The organism is Ruegeria sp. D1(2025), assembly GCF_056536425.1.
Genome location: NZ_JBQFPO010000020.1, coordinates 1 through 17,928 on the forward strand (window position 1 = coordinate 1; position 17,928 = coordinate 17,928).

A 17,928-nucleotide genomic window follows, 5' to 3' on the forward strand; every position below is an offset into this window, starting at 1 on the left:
AAGCTCGACTTGCAACCTAGTCCCGAAAGCAGTCATTACACTAATTGCGCTGATCTGGTGTTTTCAAAGGCTTTGCCGATTGCTCTGACAATCGGCTTGTCAACGGCGGCGTAAAAACCGGCCATAGGGCGGAGCAAATGCCGTCCACTGATTGGGTGACCGGCGCCTTGGCAAACGCGCTCCCATAAAGCTGGAGATTGCCAAGGCGTCTTGGTCCGCCAGGACCAATCTTTTTTGTGTTTTTGGAATTCTGCCGAGCCCTGCTCTGTGCCAGGCGATAGCTTTCTCCGTTCATCTCCAGAATGCTGACATGGTGTGTCAGCCGGTCGAGCAAAGCGCGTGTCAGGCGCTCTGATCCGAATGTTTCCGTCCATTCATAGAAGGACAGGTTCGAGGTGATCAGGATGGAGCCGCGTTCGTACCTCTGGGAGATCAGTTCGAACAGCAACTCAGCGCCGGTTTTGCTGAGGGGCACGAAGCCCAGTTCGTCGATGATCAGCAGCTTCTGTTTCACGAGTTGCTTTTGAAGGCGCAGGAGCTGGCGCTCGTCTCGTGCTTCCATCAACTCGTGGACGATTGCGGCAGCGGTTGTGAAGCGAACCGCCAGGCCTTTCTGGCACGCGGCCAGGCCGAGGCCGAGCGCCACGTGGGTTTTACCGGTGCCGCTGGGGCCGAGGGCAATGACGTTCTCGCAACGGTCGATCCATTCGCAACGGGCGAGTTCGAGTACCTGCATCTTGTTGAGGTTTGGGATCGCGGCAAAATCGAAGCTATCGAGGCTCTTGGTCACCGGGAATTTTGCGGCCTTGATCCGGCGTTCGATCATGCGCCGTTCCCGGTCGATGAGTTCGAGCTCGATCAGACGGGCCAGGAACTGGACGTGATCTCTCCCTTCGGCAGCGCAGAGCCGAGCCTGCTTGTCGTAATCCCGCAGGATGGTCGGCAGCTTCAGCTTTTTGAGTTGGTGGTTCAGCAGGATCTGTGGCGTCTCCTTCATGTCGAGGCACCTGTTGTCAGGCACATGTAGCTGGCCGGAGATGTCGTCGCCACCTTGACCGGTGGCAGGAACGGTTAGACATCCAGATCGAGCCTCGGCGGCCGCCGCTCCACCCGACACAGCACCAGATGCTTCACTGCATCAAAACTGATTGCTCCAATCCGGAGAGCCGTCTTCACGGCAGCATGAACCTCCTCCATCTCGAAGCTTTCGAGAAGCCGTAGGACCTGCACGTATTCGCGCCGTCCGGCTTTCAGCATGCGTGCCTCCATTAGCTTCTGGAGAGTATCAAACGCCTTGGGAAGCTCCCATCCGGCCAGCGGAGCCGCCTGTCCTAGAGCGTTTATCTTCTTCTCAATCAGCGGCAGGTAAAGAACCGGATTGAAGACCATGTCCTCGCGGTTGTAGCTGCGAACATGCCGCGCGATGACCTCACCACCACATCCGGTGACCACCCGGTCAACATAGGCGCGGATCCAGACATCGCGATGGCCGTAGGCAACCGGCACGGAATAGTCGTTGGTCTTATAGCGCAGCAGCGACAGGGAACTGACCCGGCCCGATGCCTGGTCACAGGCTTCGAAGGACCGGGCGGGAAGCGACGCCATGATTTCCAGATCGCGTTGAAGCCGCTCTCCAATCGTCTGATTGTGCCCGCGCAGCTTGTCGTTTTGGCGCTTGCGGCACTGCTCTTCGAGCCAGTTGTTGAAGGCATCCCAAGTCGGATAACTCGGAACCGGCACCATGAAGTTGCGCCGGGAATAGCCAACCAGCCCCTCGACGGACCCCTTGTCGTTGCCCTTGCCAGGACGCCCATAGCGGTCCCGGATCACGTAGTGGGACAGCATCTCGCTGAACAGCCGAGCGCGTCTGCGAGTTCCGTCGGGCTCGATCTTCGCCACAAGGCACCGGTCGTTGTCGTACAGGATCGACTGCGGAACCGTACCGAAGAACGCAAAGGCATAGACGTGCCCGTCCATCCAAGCCTCGGCCGTTGCCGCTGGATAGGCTCGAACGTAACAGGCATCGCTGTGCGGCAGATCCAGGGCAAAGAAGTGAGCCTTCTGCTCAATGCAACCGATCATCACCACTGCTTCGCCGAAGTTGGTCTGAGCATGGCCCGGTGCATGATTAAGCGGTACGAACAACTCGCGATGCCGCCGACCCTGCTCCCGGACATAGTCCTTGATGATGGTGTAACCACCCTCGAAGCCATGCTCATCGCGAAGTCGTTCGAAGATCCGCTTGGCCGTATGCCGCTGTTTGCGCGGTCGCTGCCGATCTTCCGACAGCCATTAATCGATGATCCCGGTGAACCCATCCAGCTTGGGCCGCCGGATCGGTGCTGACCGCCGGTATCCCGGCGGGACCGAGGACGCCAAGACCTTGCGAACGCTGTCACGAGATATCCCGAAATGCCGGGCCGCTTCTCGCTGGCTCATACCCTCGGCACAAGCCAAACGAACTTTGCGATACATATCCACGGTGAAGATCCTCCCACCCTCACTCCGTCAAAAGAAAGGGCAAAGATGGACGACTTTTACGCCGCCGCAGCAGGCTCATCCCGCCGCTACCGTGGTCGACTTTCTCACCGCCGTTCTCACCACGATAGGGGCACGTGACTGAAAAGGAAAAAGACCGGCGCAAACGCGCCGGCCAGTCCAATAGGGAGAATGCAGAGTTGACCTCTGCATTGTGCAGTCACCACATAGATTTGGCGTTAGTTGGACCTCTTTGTGGACTATTGTGCGGTTGTGGCTTCTTTACCGGCACAGCAAGCTACTGAACTTCAGACAATGGTTGCTCCGTCCGCAACTCGGTCATTGATGCGCTGCGCAACGAACAACCGCTCCGAGCCCAAACCGACACTTTAGGTTCAGTGATTTAGAGGTCGTTGCGATGTACCCTTCCATCCTTCTTGACGAAACGGATGACCAACGGGACTAAACCAGTTTCAGTTATGTTCCACACAATCCAAGATTTTCTGAGCAGCTAACTGAACCGACTTTCTGAACTGCATGATCTCTGAGTTCGCGGTCAGCCGGGCCTTCATCTCTGTGTTCCCCAGTAGTTGGTTAATCGCATTCTCCAACTGATCCGGTGTCCAGTCCCATCGGTTTAGCCTGAGGCCGACATTGGTATCAACTGCCCGCTGGGCGTTGTCATGTCCGTCCCAGCAATAGGGGAGGATAAGCGACGGAGCCCCGAAATACAGTGCTTCGCAAAAGCTGTTGTTACCGCCGTGGTGAATAAACAGATCGCATTGTTCAACCACGGAAGGCTGCGGGAACCATTCCTGCAGGTGAACATTGTCTGGCACTCTGGAATAGGCATCGATCTGGGCCCCGACATTGACCAGAAACCTCATGTCCATTGTCTTGAATACGTCGAAGAGGCTTTCAAAGAATGTGATATCCATGGCACCCAGACTGCCAAAACTCACGTACACCAGAGGCCCGTCGTTACGGGGCATTTGAGGTACACGGCAGGGACCTTCCTTGCGTACGCAGCCTTCGAGAAAGGTGAATCGTCCAGGGTCCAGCATCTGATCACGATCATGGCGAACGATAGAAGGCGCCAAAAGAAGGTTTTGATGCGGTGATATTTCTAGGAACTCACCTTCAGGCAATAGCTCAAGCCCCTTATCCTGGCGAAAATTGTTGTAGCGAGCATGAATTGGGCCAAGGGTCTCCAGGTACTGGTCTCGGAATGCCGCACACCCGGCAGCGTCAGATGCCGGCAGACCGGACAGGTACGGCGGTAGGCACTTGTCTGGCAACTCGGTTTCCGCGCAGGAAATGACCCTGACCCATGGGCGCTCGGATCGTACGATGGCAGGGAACATGATGACGTTGTCGAGGACGACGACATCCGGGTTGACCCGCTCTAGCGCCGATTCCAACCCCTGTTCGACCGATTCCGCTGTCTCGACGATTGCGTTCCAAACGGGCTCCACATAGGTGGTCAGTTGGTCAGTTGGATGCATGTTAAAATGCGGCAGATGATGGCTCAGGAATTCCTGCCAGTAGGTCTGGGTTTCCTCTTCTGTCAACTCTGACTGAACAGGGACGGCGAGCTCGTCAAAACCGTAATCTGCGAATACGCCACCAAAGCCACCGTGGGTTAGGAAAACGGGGTGTGCACCCATTGCGCGAAGTTCCTGAGCGATCCCCACACAATTCAGTGCTGCCCCAAAACTAGCTTCGGGGAAAAACGCGATTATGGGTGCTTCCTTGCGGCTCATCATTCACTCACCGGATTGACCCGCGGGTTGTTTGGACTAGCGCCGGAGCACCACGATTGGCTACGCTGGGCCTTTGGTGCATTGAAAGCCGCAAATGCACCCTCATCTGATCCGCCGCAAGATCGAAATGACCCTGTTCGATGAAATCAAGTATACGCAGATGTTCATCAAGCGCCTGCCGCATCCGAAAGTCGATCATACCGAATGATCCGCCTGGCAGGTGGCGCAACCCATGATGGGCCATGAGAGCAGAAGCTAGATACTGGTTTCCGGACGATCGAGCGATGAGCTGGTGAAAGGCAAGATCCGCGTCTTGGAAATCCTGGCTATTGAAAGAGTTTTCCGACTGCGCCAGAAGCGCTTCGGTCTGGCTGCGGACCAGATCGGCGCGCTTGGTGTCCAACTTGAAACCGTCGGACAGAATGGCCTGAGGTTCCAGTATCAGACGAAATTCGTAGCTCTCTATTCGTCCGGAGCGGTCTCCCGGCATGCGCGTGAAAACCCAGGATTGACCTTCGGCTTTCTGAATCACACCCTGGGCCAGGAGGGCTTCGAGCCCACGCTGTGCAGCGCTGCGGGAAACCGAATATCTGCGGATCAGGTCTGTGACATTGATGGCACCGCCCAGGCGTCGGGCGCCGCGATCTCGTAGGATGGCACCAGCGAGATCCACACCTGCTCCGACCGCATGTTGGTTGAGTATCGAATGCCCCTTTTCGGGTTCGCATTCTAGGACAAACCCGCCTTCTGCCGCCTTGCGTGCCATCCCCTCCTTTTCCAGCAGCCTCAATGCGGATCTAACCGGAGTGCGAGAGACGCTGCACGAATCAGCAAGGGTTTTCTCCACCAGTCTGTCGCCCTGATGCAAATCGAGATCCATCGCAACATCCAGTATTTTTTGAGCAAGTTTCAAGTGTTTGCTTGGTGGCATAAGAAGACGGCTTTCGTCGTGCTTAATTAATATACAATAAAAACGGTATCTTAAATGGCTTCGCTGGGCTATACAAAAATGATTCAAATAATTGTTGAGTTTTATTTCATCAAAAAATACCGTGATTGCATCAAATATCTCGCCCCAGAAGCGAGCGCGGATGTCAAGGGAGGAAGACATGATCAACAAGTTCACCAATTCGTTCCGTTTGCCATTTGCTTGGCTCACCGCCGGGGCGGCCTGCGCACTCAGCGTATTCGCCGGAGCGGCCCAAGCAGAAAAAATCGTGATCTCGAACTGGGACGGCTACATGCCGCCGGACCTGCTGGAGAATTTCACAAAGGAAACCGGTATCGAGGCCGAGCTCTCGGTGCATGGCACCAACGAAGAAATCATGGGCAAGGTCGTAGCCGGTGGAGGCAAGGGCTACGACGTTCTTTTCGTCTCGTCGCCTTTTGCCGAGGCGTTAAACAACCTGGGGCTGGTGGCCGCAATCGACCACGACAAGGTTCCGAATGCCTCCAACCTGTATGACGATGCTAAAGAACTAGCCCATGATCCGGGCAACAACTATTCAATGCCATACGCTTGGGGCACGACGGGCTTATGCTACCGGTCAGACCTGATGGCAGAGCCAACTTCGTGGAACGATCTGCTCAAACCCTCTGACGACCTTAAAGGCAAAGTGACAATGCTCTCGACGGATCGCTGGCTGATGGGGGCCGCTGCGCTAGCTCTCGGAAAGTCGCTGAACGATACGTCGGATGAGACGTTGGCGGCTGCAAAGGACCTGCTGGTTGCGGCGAAGCAGGATCTACTGGCCTACGACGACGCAACTTTTTATCTGAAGTTGGTATCGGGCGAAGCAACGATGGTTCACGCCTGGGATGGCTGGTGTAACTACGGCATCGGTGAAAACGCGGACATCAAGTACACGATACCATCAGAAGGATCGGATCTGTGGGTAGATGCGCTAGTCATCACGGATGCATCTGAAAACAAAGACGCCGCGCATGCCTTTGTGAACTATGTCTTGGGCGCGGACGTCGGTGTCTGGGTTGCCAGCAATATCCTTTACAAAACGCCAAACAAGGCTGCGATGGAGGCGCTGGACCCGTCCTTGATCGAAACCTTCCCGAACATGGGGATGTCGCCTGCAGACCTTACCAAGTACGAGCAGTTGCGCGATCTCGGCAATGGCCAGAAACCCTTTGCACGGACCGTGACCGAAATCATGGCCGCACAGTAAGTGATCAAATCCTGAGCAAAACCCGACCCGAACAAAGGGTCGGGCCGATACGACATCACTCCACAGATTGCCAAGTATATGACCAATCGACTTAAATCGGTGATCTTGCTGGGGCCGGGCCTTGGCTGGCTTGCGCTTCTTATGGTGGTGCCGTGTGGTCTTATTTTTACCTATGCGTTCTTTGAACGCGGTATCTATGGCGGCATCGACCACGTCTTTACGATTGAAAATTTTGTGCGAGCCGCCGATCCTCTTTACCTCGGGATCTTCTTACGCTCGGCCAAGATTGCATTTCTGGCCACCATAATCGCGATCCTTATCGCCTATCCGGCGGCCTATGCCATCACGCTGGCGCCGCGCCGTTGGCAGACCGGTTTGCTGATCTTGGTGATCCTGCCGTTCTGGTCCAACTACTTAATCCGCACTTACGCCTGGATCGTGATGCTGAACCGCGAGGGCTTAATCAATAATACTCTCAAGGGGGCAGGCTTGATCGATGAACCGCTGTCTCTGCTTTATAACAATTTCGCAGTGATCGTGGGGCTTGTGTACAACTACACCCCCTTTGTGGTTTTGGCGATCTATTCATCGCTGAACCGCATAAATGTCGAAACCATAGAAGCCTCGGAAGATCTTGGAGCGCCCGCTTGGGCCACTTTCTACCGGGTGATACTGCCACAGACCGTTCCCGGCATCGCGGCTGGTGGTGTCTTTGTTTTTGTGCTGTCGATCGGCAATTTCATAACGCCCGATTTGCTTGGTGGCGGGCGACTTCAGATGGTTGGAAACCTGATCTATGACCAGTTCCTGAGCGCCCGCGACTGGCCGTTCGGAGCAACGCTGTCGATGTTCCTGATTGCGATTATGATGGGGCTTTTGTTCGCACAGGCGGTATTGGCCAATCGCGCAGCGGGACAGAGAGGGCAGGACTGATGCGGGGCCGATCTAACATGGGCCTAAAGCTGCACCTGGTTTTGTTTTACACCTTTCTCTATGTGCCGATCCTTGTGCTCATGGCGCTAAGCTTTAACCGGGCCGGACTTCCAACTGTATGGACCGGGTTTTCGTTGGAATGGTACGGCAAGTTGTTTACCGCGGATCCAATACTGTCGGCAGCGCGCAACACGCTAATCGTGGCCTCAATCTCGACCGTTCTGGCGACAATAATCGGCACGCTTTTGGCGGTCGGTGTCGAGACACGGCGTAATTCTTCAGTTCTAGACGCGGTTCTGTTCGCACCGATGATCATCCCCGACATAGTTCTGGCCATCGCGCTCTTGTCCTTTTTCACCCTACTCAACATGACGCTGGGGCTTCATTCGATCATCCTCAGCCATGTCGTATTTAACATAGCCTTTGTTGTCGCCGTGGTGCGAACGCGGATGCGCAATTTCGACCATTCGATACTTGAGGCCAGTGCCGACCTTGGGGCCAGCGAATTCACCACCTTTCGCCGCATTCTGTTGCCCGCCATCGCGCCGGGGGTTATCGCCGGGGCGCTGTTGTCTTTTACCCTGTCTGTGGACGAATTCATTATTGCCTTCTTCACCGCAGGTGCTGGGCAATCCTCGACCACGTTGCCGATGCAGATTTACGCAATGATCCGATTTGGCGTTACGCCGGAAATCAACGCGATGGCTACCATCGTCATGTTCGTTTCGTTCACGCTGGTCTTCTTCGCGCAGCGTGCCGATAAAGAGGTTTTCAGCCGATGAACCAAGGGATTCAACTCAGGAATATAACCAAGCGATACGGTTTGGTGACTGCGATCGACAACGTTTCACTGAATATTCGCGATAACGAGTTCTTTGCACTTCTGGGCCCATCGGGTTGCGGCAAGACCACATTGTTGCGGACGCTGGCGGGGTTCGAAACACCACAGGAAGGACAGGTAATAGTTGCCGGGCAGGACGTGACAAACATACGCCCCAGCAGGCGGCCCCTGAACCTGATGTTCCAGTCATATGCCTTGTTTCCGCACATGAGCGTCGAAAAAAACATCGCCTATGGGTTAGAGATGGAGAGATTGCCCAAGGAAGAAATCGCCATGCGGGTGGCCGAGGTTCTGGAAAGCGCGAAGCTTTCAGGCTTTGCTGGACGCAAGCCGGATCAGCTTTCCGGTGGGCAGCGACAGCGGGTCGCTTTGGCGCGCGCGCTGGTCAAAAGGCCAAAGGTCCTGCTGTTAGATGAGCCCCTTTCGGCTCTGGACAAGAAGCTGCGAGAAGAGATGCAGTTGGAACTCAAACGGTTGCAGCACGAGGTGGGAATTACATTTCTGATTGTGACTCATGACCAGGAAGAAGCTCTAGTCATGGCCGACCGGATCGCGGTCTTGCATGATGGCAAGCTGGCGCAGGTCGGTACTCCTCACGAGCTCTACGAACACCCCGGATCGCGCTTTGTCGCAGATTTTATCGGCGTGATGAACTTTCTGGATGGTAACGCCGTCGACGGCGGTGTCGATGTCGACGGGGCGGGGGTGCTGAGGGGCGTTTCCGAGCTACGCGGTGCTGCCACGATTGCTGTGCGCCCGGAACGGGTCAGCCTGATGCAGACCGCCCCTCAAGATGGGCGCAACTGCCTTCCCGGCACTGTCGAAGAAGTCGCCTATCACGGGTCAGACCTGGGTGTGAATGTGCGCGTTCGCGGCGGGAGGAGCACCCTTTCCGCCCGTGTTCCCGCCAGCCAAGCCGACCGTGAAAATATTCAGCCGGGTCAAGATGTCCACTGTGTATGGGATGCAAAACATTCCCGCATCCTTCCCAACTGCTAAGCCAAATCTAACCGGAGAACTACAATGTCACAGAAAACCATCGCCTTCTTCCCCGAAGCTGCCTTTGGCCCTGCGCTGAATTCGGTTGGTATCGCGCAGGCCTGCGAAAAATTGGGCCACAAGGCAGTATTTCTAAGCGATCCAGGCTTTGTCGAGGTATACGAAGGTTATGGGTTTGAAGCACATCCAGTAGCCCTGTCCGAGCCGATGGAACCCGAGGCGATGGCAAAGTTCTGGGAAGATTTCATCAACGGTCACATCCCAAATTTTCGCAAAAGCCCGATTGACCAGATCGATAACTACGTCAAGGATTGCTGGGAGGCGATCGTCGACAGCGCAAAATGGGCGCAAAAAGATCTGCCCGAGGTACTGGCAAAAATCAAACCAGATATGATCTGCGTGGATAATGTCATTATGTTCCCAGCCATTAAGCAGTTCGGGGTACCGTGGGTGCGGATCATCTCATGTTCCGAAAACGAAATCCCTGACCCGATTGTGCCGCCGCACTTATCAGGCTGCCGGGTGGATGACCGCGAGGGCATGGCGGCCTATGAGGCTAAGTTCCACGAGGTGATCAAGCCGATCCACGACGACTACAATGCGTTCCTGGCCAGATGCAACGAAGAGGCCTATCCGATTGGAGAGTTTTTCGAAGCGTCGCCCACAATGAACCTTCTGCTTTATCCTGAGCCGGCAAAGTACGAACGGCAGAACCCACTGGACCCAAACCGGTTTCAGTATCTTGAAGGTTGCGTGCGCGAAGAAGAACCCTTTGAGGTGCCAACGTTTAAGTCCAACAATGACAAACCACTTCTCTATGTATCTTTCGGGTCGCTTGGCGCAGGCGACACCGACCTGCTAAAGAGGATCATTTCGACCATTTCCAGGTTGCCCTACCGGGCGCTCGTAAATGTCGGGGATTACATTGACGAATACACAGACATTCCCGACAACGTGCACATACAGAGCTGGTATCCCCAGCCTTCGGTAATTCCGCAGGTTGACGCGGTGATACATCATGGCGGTAACAACTCGTTCACAGAGTGCCTATATTTCGGCAAAGCAGCAATCATTATGCCCTATGTCTGGGACGGCCACGATAACGCCACCCGTGTTCAGGAAACCGGCCACGGGTTCGGGTTTCACCGATACGACTGGACCGATGATGAATTGGCTATTGCCCTTGACAAATGTATCAACGATCCAGGAATGCAGGCGAAGATGGCGGCAACCTCTGCTCATATGCAGTCACGGCATGGCCCGACCAAGGCAGCTGGCATTCTCGACGAAATCCTGAAAGCCGCGGAATGAGCAGCGCCCCGCATCTTTCGGAAATCTCGACCCGCACCGACCTCACGGACTGGGGGCTACAGCCGGACATGATTGAAGGCCAGTCGCATTCATCGGGTATGCTGGTTCACAAGGGTCCTGACAACCGGCCGGAGATCGGCGCGTGGGTCTGTACTCCAGGCCGCTGGCGCCTAACGATACCGCGTGACGAGTTCTGCTATTTTGTGCAGGGCCGCGCGGTCTATCGGTCGGATGCAGGCGAAAGCATCGAAGTTACGCCCGGAACGGCCGTTCTATTCTTCGCCGGTTGGGTAGGGGAATGCACGGTCGAGGAAACATTGCGCAACACCTACTACCTAACGGATCGCGAACCTGAAACATGACCACGGCACGTATGCAAAACCCGCTCCAGCAGACTGATCTTGTCGATTGGGGGGTAATCCCGACGATGATTGAAGGGCAATCCCGCACCTCGGGAAAGCTGATCCACAAGGGGCCTGACGGCCAGTCCGAATGCGGCCTTTGGGTCTGCACTCCCGGTAAGTGGGAATGTCACGTCACCAAGGACGAGTTCTGCCACTTTCTGGAAGGCCGCTGTACCTATGTCCATGAAAGCGGCGAGGTAATTGAGATTACGCCCGATACGGCGGCCTTTTTTCCGCAGGACTGGAAAGGCGTTTGCACTGTCCACGAGACGGTCAAGAAAGTGTACATGATCCGCTAACGGCGCAATGCCTGTCAGACAAGGGGGCTGCCCAATGCGTGACCCGTTCAAATCTACCTACTACCTCAACCCCAAGCATGTGCCATTGGAGGGTGGTGGGACCACTCTGGTCAACCCGTCTACCTTGCAGCCCGTCGGGGTTTTTGGTGAGCCGTCGCCGCAGATCGTGAACCAGGTCCTGGACCGGGTCAATGCGGCGCAAAGGAGGTGGTCTGCGATGGACTGCAAATCTCGCGCGCGGTTATTGCACCAGATCGCCAACGACATCGAAAGCGGCGACATGACTGAGATCGCCCGCTTGATGACATTGGAAACGGGCAAACCTTACCCTGAATCGATTGGCGAGATTGCGAACATCCCGCCGGTTTTCCGCTATTATGCCGAGATGGCGCGCAATGACGCGGGCAAGATCGCCGGCACTATGCAAACTGGATCATTTCAGTATCAGACATACGAGCCCTACGGCGTGTCCGTGCATGTGGTTCCGTACAATTTTCCCCTCATTCTTGGCTGCTGGTCGATGGCAGCATCACTTGCGGCAGGTAACGGTGTAGTGTTGAAAGCCTCACCCGCAGGAACTTTGTGCACGATGGCGTTCATGGAGTTTTTTCGGGCCTTACCCCAAGACCTGATTGCTTGCCTGCCGGGTGGTGCAGACGTGGGCAAACAGCTGATTGCCAGCCCCAAAACCCATGTGGTCGCTTTTACAGGGTCCGTGCCGACAGGTCGTGCAGTCGCAGTGGCCGCAGCAGAGAACCTAAAACCCGCAGTGATCGAGGCTGGGGGAAGCGATCCACTGATCGTCAGTAAACACGCCGACATCGCGGTCGCTGCTGCCGGGGCGGTTACCGCTGCGTTTTTGCAGTCGGGCCAGGTTTGCACATCGTCTGAACGGATTTTTGTAGTGGATGACGTGTACGACGATTTTGTCGATGAATTCGTGACCCGAACCCGGAAACTGCGCATCGGCGACGGAATGGGGGTGGCGGAAATCGGACCTTTGGCCTCCAAGGAGGCACGCGACAAGGTCGAGCGGTTGGTGCGTGATGCAACTGAGAAAGGCGCGGTGGTTGAGGTAGGAGGCGGTACCCCGGATCACGCCGGGCCGGGTTGGTTTTTCGAACCAACGATCCTGACCGGCGTTACGACGGACATGGCGCTAGCTCAGGAAGAGGTCTTTGGGCCAGTCGCCTCGGTCATTCGGGTGAGTGACTTTGACCAAGCGCTTGAACTGGCAAACGCGTCACAATTCGGTCTTGGCGGATGCCTGTTTACCGGCGACTTGGACGAGGCATTTCAAGGGGTGAACAAGCTACAGGTGGGGATGGTCTGGGTCAACAACCCGCTCGTGGACAACGATGCCTTGCCTTTTGGCGGCGTCAAGAATTCTGGGCTTGGGCGCACGCTAGGCCTTCAAGGCCTCGAGGCTTTCAGACGGCCCAAGATGGTCGTGATTGATCCGAAGGCGAAGGAGGCGGACTGGTGGTATCCATATCCCGACGACTGGTTCTATTCAGATGACGTACAGGGCGGGAGAAAGCACAGCGGCTAGGATGGTCGGTGCGACCTGATCGACTCTGCAACTGAAGAAGAGCTAACGGCAGGATTGTCCCGCATAGCGGTAATTGCAAAGTTTGGTTGTGAATACCTGGTTCGAGCTGAGACAGTGTGGAAACTCTGGTGTGGGATATCTTGCGAAAACTTAGCTACCGTTGACGGAAATTGTCGAAAAAACGGCCAACTGTCAGATCACATTGCGACCACTGCACCTTAAGTTTTTACAGTTGGTCAAGATTCGGTTTTCTGTTTCTCCCATCTTTTACGCTGCGCTTCAGCGATCCGCGCTCGACCTTCGATGGACTTCGGACCGGTAGACAAGCCTCCGTGGTAGCGACATCGCCGTTTTCCTGGAACAACCGGAAGCTGACAGTTTGAACCCTGGCGTGTCTTCGCGCCACAGCGAACTCGCAGATGTGTTGGAAGCGGTTGCCCCTCATTGTCCAAGCCAATGTGCTGAAGATCCTGACACTGGTCACCAGTACATTCGGAGCACGTTTTTTCTCTGCCGCGCCCAGTAACTGTTCGAAAGGGGCAAATTTGACAGCTCGGTGTCTCATTCGTAGCGAACTCTTCCTGGAGTGACAGCAACACCTCGCGAAGCATTAGGTTCAAACTCAAAAACACCTCCAAATGTAAGCAATTCTAAGCATCGGCCTAAGACCCCATGGACTTTTAAAACCTCCATAAAGGTAGGCGGCATCAAATTGGACGAGTTGCCTAGGGGCCTGTTGGCAGAAAGGAATAGGTCAGTTGCACTCGTCGTTGCCTAAGCCTGTATTGACTATCGACCGGCAATTCCGTGCACAGTAGCTTTTCGTTCAGCCAAGTTCAGGAACACTCGGTCAAAATACTGCCAAGACATTATCGCTCCATCGCCTTTTCTGGCTATCACGTCGTTTACGTTTGAAACGATTTGCTCAGAGCTGAGTTCGAGCGCACACCACCGTTCCACCGAGCGTTTTGCCGCGTCGCTATCAAGTGCATCAGCGAGTGTATACGCGCCCTTGCTCTGTACGAGATTTCTGAGCGCTGCGATCAGACGATCAAATTCCAAGGTGAGTTCATTTTTTTCAGCGTGACTCAGCAAATCCGCCACGCTGAGCGCGCTCGTAGCCTGATTAGACAGATCACAATGCACATCGTTTGCTTGCTCCAAGATTGCTTTCAGTTTTGCTCTGTCGTTTCGGCAGGAGTTTGCGAACTTGCCATTTTCGGATTTCGCTTGGAAATGATTGATCGCGTTTTCCGCGAGAGCGACCATTATTCCTTCATCGGTCGCTTTCACTTTTCCAGTCTTGATGAGCGACGACAGCAGACGCGCCAGCGACTTTTTAGATTTGCCAAGGCCGACACGATAAGCAAGTCTCTCCTCGTCATGCTCCAATGAGCCCTGCGCTTCACAATTCTCGACAAGAAACGAGAATAGCAATCCGCGCTCTTCAAGCGTCAAATCTTGTATTGTTCGGCGCATGTCTTGAATTGAAAGTTGGGCAAAAACCATCTGTCCAGCCATGGAGACTCCATACAAGATCGGCTGACCGAGTGCTCAAGAGCGTCCACCGTGAGGATACCGGTCAGTAGATAGAAAAAAGCGGTTGAAGACATACAGCCGCTGGCAAGTGTCTGTTACCGCTTGGCTTTAGCTTCAGCGATGACGGCAAGGATTTCAGAGCGAGGCCACCGAGAAGATCCACCAAGCTTGATTGGCTTGGGGACCGACCCATCCGCGATACGGCGCCAGAAGCTCGGCACGCTGATCGCAAGCAGCTCTGCGGCTTCCGCCACCTTTAGCAAAGGAGCGATTTCAGTTTGAATTGAGTTGGCTTCAGCGTTCATGTGACTAGATGCCTTGTTTTGATGAGCGTTGAGTCATCTAGAGGCGATCTAAAATGGTATTGGGAGGGGAGAAAAAATTTCTCCCCCCCCCAAGTCATGCTGTCAAACGCCGACAACGAGTTCTCGCTCCTCCGAACTCAACGGTTCCATGATTGGCTTAGCGCCCGGTTTAATGTCGTCCGGTATTCGCCAAGGATTCCATTGAATATGGCCGTGAGCAGAAACCTCGTCCATGAACCGCTCAAGAGCTTTGGCATCTGCAAGAAAGTCGTCGAATTTCCCCACATCGTTTTCAAATATGATCTGCTTTGAATCATGCATTCGAAATGCGGTTTCCAGATGGCAGGTATTTCGCCACTTCCGGAAAGCTCTTTCGGCTTGGTCGGAGACTGAGCCTGCCTCCCTAAGCTTTTCTCCAAGCGAGTAGCGTGTGACGAGCCGTAACGCCTTTCCCACAGTTGGTTTTATCCCACTCTGATCAAGGCGTAAAAGCTCGGTGACAACCATGGCCGAGAATTCTCGCTCATTCCATTTCGCTCTGATGAATTTACTTTGTATCGCGGCATCCAAATCGTCCAATTCGTTTGTGGTATTGTCCGAAATTTCAGACACGTATCGATAAGCCTTTGAAACCACGCTTTCTCCTTGAGAGTCTGTCACGGACATTCTGATTAATACATAGAGGTCTGGTCGAGAGATCCATTTTCCCTCTTCGTTGTACAAGGGAAGATAACGACGATCCTGATTCATGCTGTGGCCAATTTTATGATTGTATCTGTATTGTCGGTGAGGTGGGACGCCCAGCGCTCCAGCAGCACACGACGTTGGTCGAGAAAGTCGGTTCGACGATAGGCGCGTTCGACAGAGCTGCCCACAACATGACCAAGCATGGTTTCTGCAACTTCGTGACGCGCATCGGTTGCCTCCGCCAACCACACGCGGAGACTTGAACGAAATCCATGCGGACGGGCGCTCATGCCACGACGCTCCATCAATCTCGACATCGTGGCGTCCGAGATCACCCCTTTTCGAATACTCGGAAACAGATAGCCATCGCGAGCATGTCGCCGCGCGTCTCCAAGAACATGAAGCGCTTCATTCGAAAGCGGAACACGGAACTCAGCGGTAGCGCCCTCGCGCCCTTTCATCTGTTCCGCCGGAATAGTCCAGATATCACTGTCAATCTGCTCTTCCCTCAAATACCGTATTGGCCGTGACCGTACTCCGGTCAAAATTAGAAGTTTCAGAGCAAGATGGGTGACTGTACCTTCGTCCAAGCTTTTGTAGAACTCGGGCACTTCACTCCAGGCAAGCGACGGAATGTTGGTGGTAGCCTTACGCGGTTTGCCAAGCAATGCACGCGCCTTCTTGGGTGCCTGCAAATCAACATCAATGCCCAGCGCGGCTGCATGCTCCAGGCAAATAGATGTCCGTGTCAACGCCTTCCGAGCAGTCTCGGCTTTCTCATGCCAGATAGGCGCAAGGCAATCCCGCAGATCGATCTGAGTAATTTCCGCAACTGGCACATGGCCAAGTTTGGGTATGACGTGTAACTCCAGCGGACTAAACCAACGCCCCGCCTTTCCGCCACCCCGCAACTCAGACTTCCGCGCTTCAAACGCATCCCGAGCGATGTCTCTAAACAGATACAAATTGCGCTGGGCTTCCACACGCCGCTTTTGCCGCTCTCTAATCGGGTCTCGGCCCTCTCGCAATTCGCGTCGTGCTGCATCGGCTGTTTCCCGGGCTTCCGCCAAGCCAACATCCGGCCACCGCCCGAGACCCATTTCCCGTCGCTTACCGAAAACCGTCAGTCGAAGAACCCACTTACCGCTTTTGGAATCTGCCTTCACAAGCCAGAGCCCAGCGCCATCGCAGTGCTTCCCGCTCTCTAATGCAAGAACGCCGCACGCGCTCAATTTGTTTTTCGCCATATATCTCTCTACCAGTCCACCTATTGGTCCACCCCTAGGTATGGTATGTGTTGCCGTTAGTCGAGATCAATTGAGGCTGGATGAGGTAATTAAGTTGAACCTTTTCATATAGTTAATATCTATCTGAGACTTTTTGAGACATCCACATATAGGGTTTCAATGCCCTCCACCCGCACCACAAGATCTTCTAAACTCACTAATGATAAGCAAAACATTGAACTGTGGGTTCGACAACTCTCATGCGCCGTTCTTACTCCAGCAATTTGAACATGAACGTTGTGGGTTCCAAGCGGTCTTCAAAGGGGTTGCGGCAGTAATTTGGGATTTCCCCGGCGCTCCGGAATCCAATGCTTTGGTACAAGATTCTGGAAGGGTCTGTGCTGCGCGTATCCAGAACCAATACGGATCTGCCGCGTTCGATCGCACGCCCCTCAAGCGCCGCCATCAGTTTTCGCCCAAGACCGCGCCTTCTTGCATCAGGGTGAACGAGTAACTTGGCAACATCCGCGCGATGCGGTTGGTTTGGCATCGCTGCGGGGACAAGCTGGACCGTTCCCAAAACGCGGCCCCGGTCCAGAAACACAAACAGATCCAAAAGACCGGCCTGTAAGTCCGGCATTACCCTGTCCAGCCAATACGCCCGGGCATCCTCGTGGGAAAAAGGGAGAATGAAGCCAATACTGGCCCCTGCATGAACGCAGGCGTGGAGAATCTCGCTGAGATCGAGCAGGGCGGCTTCAAAGCTGTTTTCGTCAAGCCGCTGTATCACAGCAACACCAGAATATAACGCGCGCCTTTCAGTGCGCCTGTTTCAAACCGGGTCGGGCCAGACAGGTGATACCGTAGGCAATCTCCTCCCGCCAGTTCATGTGTTGTTTCATCCAGCGTCAGGGAAAGGCCGCCGTCCAATACGACCAAATGGTGTTCTTGCCCCGGTTTGGGGGGTGCGTCATAGGAAATCACGGTGTTCCGCGGCAAGTGACATTCCAGAACTTCACCGCTAAGCCCGGGTGCGGGCGGTGAAACCGAGCGCCGTGTGAAACCGGTTTCCGGATCGCGCCATTCGGCCTGTCGTTCGAACGGAATTTTGGGGTCGAAACTGTCTTCGACCATCATTAAAAGCCGGGACATGGGCAACCGGTAGGCTGCGCACAAACGCCCGAGGCTTTCCGCCGTTGGGCTGACATCGCCTTTTTCAAGGCGGGACAGGGTCGCCCGGCTAAGTCCGCTGCGGCTGGCCAGCTGGTCCAGGGACCAGCCCTGTCTTTTGCGCAGTTCACTCAGCTGGCTTGCAAGTCGGTTCGAGATATTGTCCAGCATTTTTCAGAATCGAGAAGTTTTCCCTTATTTGGGAATATTGGCAGATTTTTAGCCTTAATCAACAGAAAAA

At 54.8% G+C, this 17,928-nt stretch carries 17 protein-coding genes and 2 pseudogenes; 8 read left to right on the plus strand and 11 right to left on the minus strand.

The window, feature by feature from the left end; all coding sequences use genetic code 11:
* Positions 1-250 precede the first annotated feature (250 nt).
* The 4 genes and pseudogenes from istB to ACR1XU_RS22380 form a co-directional block, all read right to left on the minus strand.
* A pseudogene (istB, locus tag ACR1XU_RS22365) lies at positions 251-997 on the minus strand (IS21-like element helper ATPase IstB); the annotation flags it as partial.
* Positions 994-2,481 (minus strand): annotated as a pseudogene (gene istA / locus ACR1XU_RS22370) (IS21 family transposase). The pseudogenes istA and istB, both read right to left, overlap by 4 nt.
* 470 nt (positions 2,482-2,951) lie before the next feature.
* The gene (locus ACR1XU_RS22375; protein WP_480915705.1) at positions 2,952-4,241 is read right to left on the minus strand and encodes a nucleotide disphospho-sugar-binding domain-containing protein; all 1,290 of its coding nucleotides are present in this window, start codon (positions 4,239-4,241) and stop codon (positions 2,952-2,954) included.
* A 7-nt stretch (positions 4,242-4,248) separates the two neighbouring features.
* Entirely contained in the window at positions 4,249-5,367 is a 1,119-nt protein-coding gene (locus ACR1XU_RS22380) for a GntR family transcriptional regulator (protein WP_480908960.1), read from the minus strand.
* Here ACR1XU_RS22380 and ACR1XU_RS22385 point away from each other — a divergent pair.
* The 8 genes from ACR1XU_RS22385 (at position 5,351) to ACR1XU_RS22420 (ending at position 12,760) form a co-directional block, all read left to right on the plus strand.
* Positions 5,351-6,421, plus strand: a complete 1,071-nt coding sequence (locus tag ACR1XU_RS22385) for a polyamine ABC transporter substrate-binding protein (protein WP_170808339.1) — start codon at positions 5,351-5,353, stop codon at positions 6,419-6,421. The two genes, ACR1XU_RS22380 and ACR1XU_RS22385, sit on opposite strands and share 17 nt — an antisense overlap.
* A 78-nt stretch (positions 6,422-6,499) precedes the next feature.
* A complete protein-coding gene (locus ACR1XU_RS22390; protein WP_480813483.1) occupies positions 6,500-7,354 on the plus strand; it encodes an ABC transporter permease in 855 nt (284 codons plus the stop codon).
* Complete coding sequence (locus tag ACR1XU_RS22395) at positions 7,354-8,136, plus strand: ABC transporter permease (RefSeq protein WP_170808337.1); 783 nt, start codon at positions 7,354-7,356, stop codon at positions 8,134-8,136. The genes ACR1XU_RS22390 and ACR1XU_RS22395 overlap by 1 nt, the downstream gene beginning before the upstream one ends.
* Before the next feature lie 44 nt (positions 8,137-8,180).
* Positions 8,181-9,194: an ABC transporter ATP-binding protein gene (locus ACR1XU_RS22400; RefSeq protein WP_480813484.1), complete on the plus strand. Its 1,014-nt coding sequence runs from the start codon at positions 8,181-8,183 to the stop codon at positions 9,192-9,194.
* 24 nt (positions 9,195-9,218) lie between these two features.
* On the plus strand, positions 9,219-10,505 hold the full coding sequence (locus ACR1XU_RS22405; RefSeq protein ID WP_480813485.1) for a nucleotide disphospho-sugar-binding domain-containing protein: 1,287 nt from the start codon (positions 9,219-9,221) through the stop codon (positions 10,503-10,505).
* Positions 10,502-10,867, plus strand: a complete 366-nt coding sequence (locus tag ACR1XU_RS22410) for a cupin domain-containing protein (RefSeq protein ID WP_170808334.1) — start codon at positions 10,502-10,504, stop codon at positions 10,865-10,867. Before ACR1XU_RS22405 ends, ACR1XU_RS22410 begins: the two co-directional genes overlap by 4 nt.
* Positions 10,864-11,208 carry a cupin domain-containing protein gene (locus ACR1XU_RS22415; protein WP_480813486.1) on the plus strand — a complete coding sequence of 115 codons (345 nt, stop codon included), beginning with the start codon at positions 10,864-10,866 and terminating at the stop codon, positions 11,206-11,208. The genes ACR1XU_RS22410 and ACR1XU_RS22415 overlap by 4 nt, the downstream gene beginning before the upstream one ends.
* Positions 11,209-11,242: 34 nt before the next feature.
* Positions 11,243-12,760: an aldehyde dehydrogenase family protein gene (locus ACR1XU_RS22420; protein ID WP_170808333.1), complete on the plus strand. Its 1,518-nt coding sequence runs from the start codon at positions 11,243-11,245 to the stop codon at positions 12,758-12,760.
* Positions 12,761-12,996: 236 nt separating this feature from the next.
* Here the strand turns inward: ACR1XU_RS22420 and ACR1XU_RS22425 are convergent, their stop codons facing one another.
* The 7 genes from ACR1XU_RS22425 to ACR1XU_RS22455 all read right to left on the minus strand — a co-directional run bounded on the left by ACR1XU_RS22425 (position 12,997) and on the right by ACR1XU_RS22455 (position 17,858).
* Positions 12,997-13,371, minus strand: a complete 375-nt coding sequence (locus ACR1XU_RS22425; protein ID WP_480813500.1) for an HGGxSTG domain-containing protein — start codon at positions 13,369-13,371, stop codon at positions 12,997-12,999.
* Positions 13,372-13,549: 178 nt separating this feature from the next.
* Positions 13,550-14,281 carry a hypothetical protein gene (locus ACR1XU_RS22430; RefSeq protein WP_480908961.1) on the minus strand — a complete coding sequence of 244 codons (732 nt, stop codon included), beginning with the start codon at positions 14,279-14,281 and terminating at the stop codon, positions 13,550-13,552.
* Positions 14,282-14,394: 113 nt separating this feature from the next.
* Complete coding sequence (locus tag ACR1XU_RS22435) at positions 14,395-14,604, minus strand: helix-turn-helix transcriptional regulator (RefSeq protein ID WP_480908962.1); 210 nt, start codon at positions 14,602-14,604, stop codon at positions 14,395-14,397.
* A gap of 102 nt (positions 14,605-14,706) precedes the next feature.
* Complete coding sequence (locus tag ACR1XU_RS22440) at positions 14,707-15,354, minus strand: hypothetical protein (protein WP_170808330.1); 648 nt, start codon at positions 15,352-15,354, stop codon at positions 14,707-14,709.
* A complete protein-coding gene (locus tag ACR1XU_RS22445; RefSeq protein ID WP_480908963.1) occupies positions 15,351-16,538 on the minus strand; it encodes a tyrosine-type recombinase/integrase in 1,188 nt (395 codons plus the stop codon). The genes ACR1XU_RS22440 and ACR1XU_RS22445 overlap by 4 nt, the downstream gene beginning before the upstream one ends.
* Positions 16,539-16,788: 250 nt before the next feature.
* The gene (locus ACR1XU_RS22450) at positions 16,789-17,307 is read right to left on the minus strand and encodes an N-acetyltransferase family protein (protein ID WP_480908964.1); all 519 of its coding nucleotides are present in this window, start codon (positions 17,305-17,307) and stop codon (positions 16,789-16,791) included.
* Positions 17,304-17,858, minus strand: a complete 555-nt coding sequence (locus ACR1XU_RS22455) for a helix-turn-helix domain-containing protein (protein ID WP_480908965.1) — start codon at positions 17,856-17,858, stop codon at positions 17,304-17,306. The genes ACR1XU_RS22450 and ACR1XU_RS22455 overlap by 4 nt, the downstream gene beginning before the upstream one ends.
* Positions 17,859-17,928: the final 70 nt, after the last annotated feature.